Raw genomic sequence first — 8,408 nt, 5'->3', positions numbered from 1 at the left:
GGCCGCGGTGCTGGGCCGCTTCGACGTGACCGCCGACGAGGCGCGCGACCTGAGGCACGGCAAGCGGCTCGTCGGCGCGGCGGAGCGCCTTGCCGCCGCACGCGCCGCCGCGATCGACCCGCAGGGCGCCCTGGTCGGGATCGTCGAGCGGCGCGGTGACGATGTCAAGAGCGTCATGAACATGCCCGAGGAGGGTGCGCGATGATCGTGTGGTTCACGATCCTGCAGGTGGCGGTCGCCGTCGTGGCGGGGCTCTTCTGCGTCATCGCGGGCCTCGCCGGTCGCCGTCCGAGCGACTGGACGGTCGGGTCGCTGGCTCTCGTGGAGCTGCTGCTCATTGTGCAGATCGTCATCGCGATCATCGCCCCCTTCGCGGGCAACCCGCCGACGGGAAGCCTGCTCGAGTACTGGGTCTACCTCGTGTCGGCATTCCTGCTTCCGCTCGCCGCGGTGGCGTGGGCGCTGCTCGAGCGCAGCCGCTGGAGCACCGTCATCATGGGGATCGCGGCACTGTCGATCGCCGTCATGGTGTGGCGCATGCAGGTGATCTGGACCGTTCAGATCGCGTGAGCCCTGCGCGTCCGGATCCGCGACGACCGCGCGATGGGGCATCCGAACTAAGATCGTGGGGTTATGTCGTCGTCCGCCCGCCCTCGCATGACCGGCATCGGCCGCGTGCTCGTGATCGTCTACGCGATCATGGCGCTCGCCGCCACCGGTCGGTCCTTCGTCCAGATCGCGCAGCGTTTCGACGAGGCGCCGCTCGCGTACACGCTGTCGGCCGTGTCGGCGGTGGTCTACGTCGTCGCGACACTCGCCCTCGTCTTCGCGGGCCGTCGCGGCTGGTACCTCGTCGCGTGGATCGCGATCGGGTTCGAGCTGGTGGGCGTACTGGTGATCGGCACGCTGAGTCTCATGATGCCAGAGTTGTTCGCGCACGACACGGTGTGGTCGTGGTACGGCAGGGGCTACGTTTTCATCCCGCTCGTGCTGCCCTTCCTCGGCCTGTGGTGGCTCATCACCCACCGCCCGGGCGCCCGCGCCCGGGCGACCGAGCACGCGGTGGCGGCGCCATGATCGTCTTCCGCGACCCCCGCGAGGTGCCTGCCGGGTTCGGGCCGTCGGTCGTGGCGATCGGCAAGTTCGACGGCGTGCACTCCGGCCATCGCGCGGTGATCGACCGGGCGCGGGTGGATGCCGCGGCGATCGGCGGGCGCGTCGTCGCGGTGACCTTCGACCGCAACCCGCTGGCGCTGCTTCGACCCGACATCTGCCCCGTGAGCCTCGTCGGCGTCGACCAGAAGCTGCGGCTGCTCGCCGAGACCGGCGTCGACGCCACGCTGCTGCTCACCTTCGACCGCGCATTGGCCGACCTCGAGGCGCGCGAGTTCGTCGAGCACGTGCTCGTCGGTGCACTCGGGGTCGAGATCGTTCTGATCGGCGCCGACTTCCGCTTCGGGCGCGGCGGAGCGGGCACACCCGACCTGCTGCGCGAGCTGGGTCGCGAGTTCGGCTACGACGTGGATGTCGTCGACGACGTACGCGCGATCGACGAGGGCCGCCGCGTCTCGTCGACGTGGGTGCGCGAGCTGCTCGACGCCGGCGACGTCGCCGGAGCGGCGAAGCTCCTCGGCCGTTCGCACGGCGTGCGCGGCGAGGTCGTCCACGGCCTCATGCGCGGCCGCGACCTGGGATTCCCGACCGCGAACCTGTCGCAGACGCTCGAGGGTTTCGTCCCAGCCGAGGGCGTGTACGCGGGGTGGCTCGTCGACGGGGGCATCCCGGGCGACGGCACAGCCGAGCCGCGCAGCAGCGTGCGGTACCCGGCCGCGATCAGCGTGGGGACGAACCCGACCTTCGACGACGTCGACGTGCGACAGGTCGAGGCGTACGTCCTCGACGAGACCGACATCGACCTGTACGGCCACCTCGTCGAGATCGAGTTCGTCGAGCGCATCAGGGGAATGGCCGCGTTCGAGACGGTCGACGCGCTCGTCGTACAGATGACCGACGACGTCGTGCGGGTGCGCAGCGTGCTGTCCTGACGCGTTCGCCGCGGCATCCGGCGCACGCCGTGCGACTCGCGTGGCCGCCGAGCATCCGTAGACCTGGCGCGGAGCCGCCCCCTACGATCGAGGCGTGCATGAGCTCGCTCTATCGGCCGCCGAAGCCGCGGCCGCGAATCCGGTCAATCTGTGGGGAGCACTCGGGTGCGCCGTGGCGTACTCGGCGTCGCTGCTGGCCACACTCGACGCGTTCGCCGATCTGGTCCTCGCCCGCGGAGACGCGCCCGCGGGTCGGCTCACCCCCGGCGTCGGCCTCAAGTCCGCCTCGAAGCTGGCCGCCGCCGCCATAGCCGTCCTGTCGGCGGCGATCGTCCTCGCACTCGACGAGAACTGGTTCGCCTTCACGAGCCTGTCGATCGCGTTCGTGGGCGTCGTCGGGATCGGCGTCATCGCGCTGCTTCGGCACTCCCGTGCGAGCGCCGCACCCGCTCCGGCGTCGATCGGCGAGGGCGGCTGACCGGATGTCCTCCCACGGTGATCTGCTCAGATGAGCAGATCACCGTTCGGATGTTGCTCGACCCCGGTTCGTGTGTCAGCCTTGAAGGCGGACCGACGGAAGGAGGGGACGTGGACGCGGTGGACGAGCTGCTGTCGATCAGGGCGGCCGAGCTCTACTACGAAGAGAACCTCACGCAGGAGGAGATCGGTCGCAGCCTCCGCATCACCCGCTGGAAGGTCGGCCGCCTGCTCTCGCAGGCGAAGGAGGCGGGCTTCGTCCGCATCGAGATCCTGCACTCGCGCGCGCGGCGCGTCCCGCTCGAGCGGCGCCTGCGCGACGAACGCGGACTGACGGATGCGCTCGTGGTGTCGCGCGCCGGCGTCGAGAGCGAAGACGAGCTGCAGCGCCGCGTCGCCCAGGCCGCCGCGGACTACCTGTCGACGATGCGCCCGAGCCCCCGCACTCTCGGCGTCAGCTGGGGCCGCACGCTGTCCGAGATCGCACACCAGCTCCGCACCGGGTGGTCGACCGGCACCGATGTCGTGCAGATCAACGGCGGCGTCAGCCTCACGCACCGCCCCGGCACCGCCGCAGCGACCGCGGTCGCGATCGCGCAGAAGGGCGGAGGCACCGCGACCCTGCTCCCGAGTCCCGCCATCCTCGAGCGCCGCGAGACGAAGGAGGCGATCGAGGCCGACCGCGTCGTCGCGAGTGTCATGGATCTCGCAGGCGCCGCCGACGCCTACCTCTTCAGCGCCGGCGCCGCCGACCACCGGTCGGTCCACGTCGACAGCGGCTACCTCGCACCGGTCGACATCGACCGTCTCGTCGACCACGGCGCCGTAGGCGACGTGGTCGGCCGGTATGTCGACGCGAAGGGATTCATCGTCGACCCCGAGCTGGACGCGCGCACGGTCGGCCTCTCGCTCGACGCCCTCCGCAGCGCCCCCGTCGCGATCGCAGCCATCGCGGGCAAGCCGAAGCACGCGATCGCCGCGGCGGTCGTGGGGTCAGGGCTGTGCACCGCGCTGATCACCGACGAGGCCACCGCGCTTCACCTGCTCGAAGGATGACCTCGTGAGCTCCTCCTCAGCGCGTCCGTCCGTCACATCACACAGAAAGCCAGGTCACGCCATGTCAGGCACTTCACTCATGACGCTGCCGCAGCGCGCCGTCGAGCTGCTCGGCGGCGAACCCGACGACACCACGCTGCGCCGCTACCTGCACGGCCTCCCGGGCGTCGACGCCGTCGGACTCGAACAGCGCGCCGCCGGGCTCGGCACCCGGTCGATCAAGACGACCTCGAAGGCGTGGGCCCTCGACAGGATCATCGAGCTGATCGACCTCACGACCCTCGAAGGCGCCGACACCCCGGGCAAGGTGCGCTCGCTCGTGGCGAAGGCGCTGAACCCGGATGCCTCCGACCCCGCGTGCCCGCGCGTCGCGGCGGTGTGCGTCTACGGCGACATGGTGCCGTACGCCGTCGAGGCGCTCGGTGCCGGGCACGGCGATCCCGACGAGGGCGGCGTGAGCGTCGCCGCCGTCGCGACCGCGTTCCCGAGCGGCCGCGCCTCGCTCGACATCAAGCTCGCCGACACCGCCGAGGCAGTCGCGAGCGGCGCCGACGAGATCGACATGGTGATCGATCGCGGCGCGTTCCTCGCCGGGCGTTACGGCCTCGTGTTCGACCAGATCGCGCGCGTGAAGGAGGCGTGCCGTCGCGAGGACGGCTCGTACGCCTCGCTCAAGGTCATCCTCGAGACCGGCGAGCTCAACACGTACGACAACATCAAGCGCGCGTCGTGGCTCGCGATCCTCGCCGGCGGCGACTTCATCAAGACCTCGACCGGCAAGGTGCAGCCCGCGGCGACCCTGCCCACGACCCTCCTCATGCTCGAAGTGGTGCGGGACTGGCACCGTGCGACGGGCGAGAAGGTGGGCGTGAAGCCCGCGGGCGGCATCCGCACGTCCAAGGACGCCATCAAGTACCTCGTCACGGTCGCCGAGACGGTGGGCGAGGAATGGCTGCAGCCGCACCTGTTCCGCTACGGCGCGTCGAGCCTCCTCAACGACGTGCTGCTGCAGCGCCAGAAGCTGAAGACCGGGCACTACTCCGGCGCCGACTACGTGACCATCGACTGACCCACGATTGCAGAAGACAGACATGAGCTTCCTCGAATACGCGCCGGCCCCCGAGTCGCGCGCGATCCTGTCCCTCAAGCCCGAGTACGGGCTCTTCATCGACGGCGACTTCCGCCCCGGAACGGGTGACCCGTTCGCGACGATCTCGCCCGCCGACGAGTCGCACATCGCCACGATCGCCTCAGCGAGCGAAGCGGATGTCGACACAGCGGTGGCCGCAGCGCGCCGGGCGTTCGACAGGACCTGGTCGAAGATGAGCGGCCGCGACCGCGGCAAGTACCTCTTCCGCATCGCGCGGCTCGTCCAGGAGCGCGCCCGCGAGCTCGCCGTGGCCGAGAGCATCGACAACGGCAAGCCGATCAAAGAGAGCCGCGACGTCGATGTGCCCCTCGTCGCAGCGTGGTTCTTCTACTACGCCGGCTGGGCCGACAAGCTCGACTACGCCGGCCTTGGCTCCGACCCGAAGCCCCTGGGTGTCGCGGGCCAGGTCATCCCGTGGAACTTCCCCCTGCTCATGCTCGCCTGGAAGATCGCCCCGGCGCTCGCGGCCGGCAACACCGTCGTCATCAAGCCGGCTGAGACCACGCCGCTGTCGGCGCTCATCTTCGCCGAGATCCTGCAGCAGGCCGATCTCCCGCCCGGGGTCGTCAACATCGTCACGGGCGCGGGTGCCACCGGAGCGGCGATCGTGCGGCATCAGGACGTGAACAAGGTCGCCTTCACCGGGTCGACCGCCGTGGGGCGCGAGATCGCGAAGGCCGTCGCCGGCACCGAGAAGAGGCTGACGCTCGAGCTCGGCGGCAAGGCCGCGAACATCGTGTTCGAGGACGCCCCGATCGACCAGGCCATCGAGGGCATCGTCAACGGCATCTTCTTCAACCAGGGCCACGTGTGCTGCGCGGGCAGCCGCCTGCTCGTGCAGGAGTCGATCCACGACGAGGTCGTCGACCGGCTCAAGGATCGCCTGTCGACGCTCCGCCTGGGCGATCCCCTCGACAAGAACACCGACATCGGCGCCATCAACTCGCGCGAGCAGCTCGACCGCATCCGAGAGCTGAGCCGCATCGGCGAGGAGGAGGGAGCAGAGCGCTGGAGCGCCGACTGCGTCATCCCCGACAACGGCTTCTGGTTCGCCCCGACGATCTTCACCAACGTGCAGGCGAGCCATCGCATCGCGCGCGACGAGATCTTCGGTCCCGTGCTCTCGGTGCTGACGTTCCGCACGCCCGGCGAGGCGATCGAGAAGGCCAACAACACGCCGTACGGGCTGTCGGCGGGCGTCTGGTCCGACAAGGGCTCGCGCATCCTCGCCGTCGCCGACCGCCTCCGCGCGGGCGTGGTGTGGGCGAACACGTTCAACCGATTCGACCCGGCGTCGCCCTTCGGGGGCTACAAGGAATCCGGCTACGGCCGAGAGGGCGGCCGCCACGGTCTCGCCGCGTATCTGAAGGGATCCCGCTGATGAGCAAGCGACTCTCCGTCCCCAAGACCTACAAGCTCTTCATCGGCGGCGCGTTCCCGCGCAGCGAGTCGGGGCGCACGTACGAGGTGGCCTCGCCGAAGGGCGACTTCCTCGCCAACGCCGCTCGGGCCTCCCGCAAGGACGCGCGGGATGCCGTCGTCGCGGCGCGCGGCGCCGTCAAGGGCTGGTCGGGGGCCACCGCCTACAACCGTGGCCAGGTGCTCTACCGCGTCGCCGAACTGCTCGAGGGCCGCCGCGCGCAGTTCGCCGACGAGATCGTCCAGCAGACGGGGGTGTCGGCATCCGTCGCCGCCGCCGAGGTCGACGAGGCCATCGATCGCTGGGTCTGGTACGCCGGGTGGTGCGACAAGTTCGGCCAGGTCGCCGGCAACGGCAACCCGGTCGCGGGCCCCTACTTCAACATCTCGGTGCCGGAGCCGACCGGCGTGGTCGGCGTCGTCGCCCCGCAGGACTCCGCGCTCGTCGGGCTCGTCTCGGCGATCGCCCCGGCGCTCGTGACCGGCAACTCGGTGGTCGTGGTCGCATCGCAGCGGTACCCGCTCTCGGCCATCAGCCTCGCCGAGGTGCTCGCGACGAGCGATGTGCCCGGCGGCGTGGTGAACGTGCTCACCGGCTCGCCGGCCGAGGTCGCGCCGTGGCTCGCGTCGCACCCCGACGTGCACGCGCTCGATCTCGTCGGCGCAGGCGACCTCGACTGGGTCGATCTGCAGATCGCCGCCGCCGAGACGCTCACCCGGGTGCTCCCCCCCGAGAACGGCACGGATGCCGCGTCCCCGAGCCTCGCGCGCATCGCGGCCTTCACCGAGACGAAGACCGTCTGGCACACCAAGAGCCTGGTGTAGCCGCCGCCCGCGGGATCAGACGAGCTCGAGCCCGCCCCACGTGCCGGGGCGGGCGAGTTCGCCGTAGTGCACGTCGACCTCGGTGGCCGCGACCGATGCCACGCACGCGAGGAGCGACAGCGTCGGGTAGCCGTAGGGGCGGTTGTCGCGGATGATCGCGCGGTCGTCGGTGGGCGGGAGCTCGGTCGAGCGCTCGAGCACGTCGAGCCACGGCAGCCACCAGCGCTCGCCGTCGGCGGGCCGGGCGGCGCGGAACTCGTCGAGCCACCGTTCGATGCGTGGGGTGGACGGATCGTCGACGTCGTCGTGCGCGAGCATGTGCGTGCCGGGCTCGAGGTCGCGAGTCTGCAGCTGCGCGCCGTCCCACGTCGTCACGCGGGCGCGTGGGCCGGCGATCTCGACCAGATTGAAGCCGTGGGTGCGGGGCACGCCGTCGGGGGAGCGCCCGGCCACGGACTCGAGCACGATGCCTCCGCGCGAGACGAGCTCCGACTCGGGCCGCGTCGACACGTCGGCGCGATTGAGGAGCACGGCCAGGCGCGCCGTCGCCGGATCGGCGGCGAGCCACGCGCCTCCGGCGCGGACGTCTCTCACGCCGACGACGCCCTCGTGCGGCTCCGGCCACCAGCGACCGAGCGGGTTCCACGGGCGTCCGGGATCCTCGTCGCGGATCGCGAGCACGCGCGTGGGCTCGCTCACCGAGGCGGGGACGCTCAGGACGACTGTGCACATCGGGATTCTCCTGACGTCGGGGTTTCGGGTCGTGCCAAGATCGGAGGATGTTCGTCGTGGTCGGAGTCACCGGCGGGATCGCCGCCTATAAGACGGTTCAGCTGGTGCGCCTTCTCGTGAAGGACGGCCACGAGGTCCACGTGGTGCCGACCGACGACGCGCTGCGCTTCGTCGGCCTGCCGACATGGGAGGCGATCAGCCGCCATCCTGTGACCACCTCCGTCCACGACGACGTCGCACGCGTGCGGCACGTCGCGCTCGGCCAGTCGGCCGATCTCGTGATCGTGGCGCCCGCGACGGCGAACACGCTGGCGAAGATGACCGCCGGACTCGCGGACGACCTCCTCGGGACGACCCTACTCGCCACCACTGCACCGGTCGTCGTGGCGCCCGCGATGCACACCGAGATGTGGCGCCACCCCGCGACGGTCGCGAACATGGCGACCCTCCGCGAGCGGGGCGTGATCGTGGTCGGCCCCGACGACGGCGAGCTCACCGGCGGCGACAGCGGACCGGGACGGATGTCGGAGCCCGAGGCGATCCTCGATCGCGCGCTCGCCGCGGTCACTGCCGGCGCGCGCGACCTCGAGGGGCTGCGCGTCGTGGTGAGCGCGGGCGGGACCCGGGAGCCGATCGATCCGGTGCGCTACATCGGCAACCGCTCGAGCGGCCGTCAGGGCGTCGCCGTCGCGCTCGCGGCGGCG

Annotated in this window: 10 protein-coding genes and 1 pseudogene; 10 read left to right on the top strand and 1 reads right to left on the bottom strand. The window is 71.0% G+C overall.

Going from position 1 to position 8,408, the window contains the following annotated elements; all coding sequences use genetic code 11:
- The 9 genes and pseudogenes from EIO58_RS08665 to EIO58_RS08625 all read left to right on the top strand — a co-directional run.
- Positions 1-205: pseudogene (locus EIO58_RS08665) on the top strand (tRNA pseudouridine(55) synthase TruB); the annotation flags it as partial.
- Positions 202-570, top strand: a complete 369-nt coding sequence (locus EIO58_RS08660; RefSeq protein ID WP_127819193.1) for a hypothetical protein — start codon at positions 202-204, stop codon at positions 568-570. The pseudogene EIO58_RS08665 and the gene EIO58_RS08660, both read left to right, overlap by 4 nt.
- 63 nt (positions 571-633) lie before the next feature.
- Positions 634-1,077 (top strand): hypothetical protein, encoded by a 444-nt coding sequence (locus tag EIO58_RS08655; RefSeq protein WP_127819192.1) that lies wholly within the window; start codon positions 634-636, stop codon positions 1,075-1,077.
- Positions 1,074-2,045 carry a bifunctional riboflavin kinase/FAD synthetase gene (locus EIO58_RS08650; protein ID WP_127819191.1) on the top strand — a complete coding sequence of 324 codons (972 nt, stop codon included), beginning with the start codon at positions 1,074-1,076 and terminating at the stop codon, positions 2,043-2,045. The genes EIO58_RS08655 and EIO58_RS08650 overlap by 4 nt, the downstream gene beginning before the upstream one ends.
- A 94-nt stretch (positions 2,046-2,139) precedes the next feature.
- On the top strand, positions 2,140-2,523 hold the full coding sequence (locus EIO58_RS08645) for a hypothetical protein (protein WP_127819190.1): 384 nt from the start codon (positions 2,140-2,142) through the stop codon (positions 2,521-2,523).
- A gap of 110 nt (positions 2,524-2,633) precedes the next feature.
- A complete protein-coding gene (locus EIO58_RS08640) occupies positions 2,634-3,578 on the top strand; it encodes a sugar-binding transcriptional regulator (protein ID WP_127819189.1) in 945 nt (314 codons plus the stop codon).
- Between the two features lie 61 nt (positions 3,579-3,639).
- Complete coding sequence (deoC, locus tag EIO58_RS08635; RefSeq protein ID WP_127819188.1) at positions 3,640-4,647, top strand: deoxyribose-phosphate aldolase; 1,008 nt, start codon at positions 3,640-3,642, stop codon at positions 4,645-4,647.
- A 22-nt stretch (positions 4,648-4,669) separates the two neighbouring features.
- Positions 4,670-6,109 carry an aldehyde dehydrogenase family protein gene (locus EIO58_RS08630; protein ID WP_127819187.1) on the top strand — a complete coding sequence of 480 codons (1,440 nt, stop codon included), beginning with the start codon at positions 4,670-4,672 and terminating at the stop codon, positions 6,107-6,109.
- The gene (locus EIO58_RS08625; RefSeq protein WP_127819186.1) at positions 6,109-6,972 is read left to right on the top strand and encodes an aldehyde dehydrogenase family protein; all 864 of its coding nucleotides are present in this window, start codon (positions 6,109-6,111) and stop codon (positions 6,970-6,972) included. The genes EIO58_RS08630 and EIO58_RS08625 overlap by 1 nt, the downstream gene beginning before the upstream one ends.
- Before the next feature lie 15 nt (positions 6,973-6,987).
- On the opposite strand, the gene EIO58_RS08620 is transcribed toward EIO58_RS08625, so the two are convergent.
- Entirely contained in the window at positions 6,988-7,704 is a 717-nt protein-coding gene (locus tag EIO58_RS08620) for an NRDE family protein (protein ID WP_127819185.1), read from the bottom strand.
- Between the two features lie 47 nt (positions 7,705-7,751).
- Here EIO58_RS08620 and coaBC point away from each other — a divergent pair.
- The coding region (gene coaBC / locus EIO58_RS08615; protein WP_127819184.1) for a bifunctional phosphopantothenoylcysteine decarboxylase/phosphopantothenate--cysteine ligase CoaBC at positions 7,752-8,408 on the top strand (657 nt) is incomplete at its 3' end.

The organism is Microbacterium sp. CPCC 204701 (assembly GCF_004010105.1).
In the GTDB taxonomy this organism is placed as follows: Bacteria; Actinomycetota; Actinomycetes; order Actinomycetales; family Microbacteriaceae; genus Microbacterium.
This window is presented reverse-complemented; position numbering and strand designations above follow the sequence as displayed.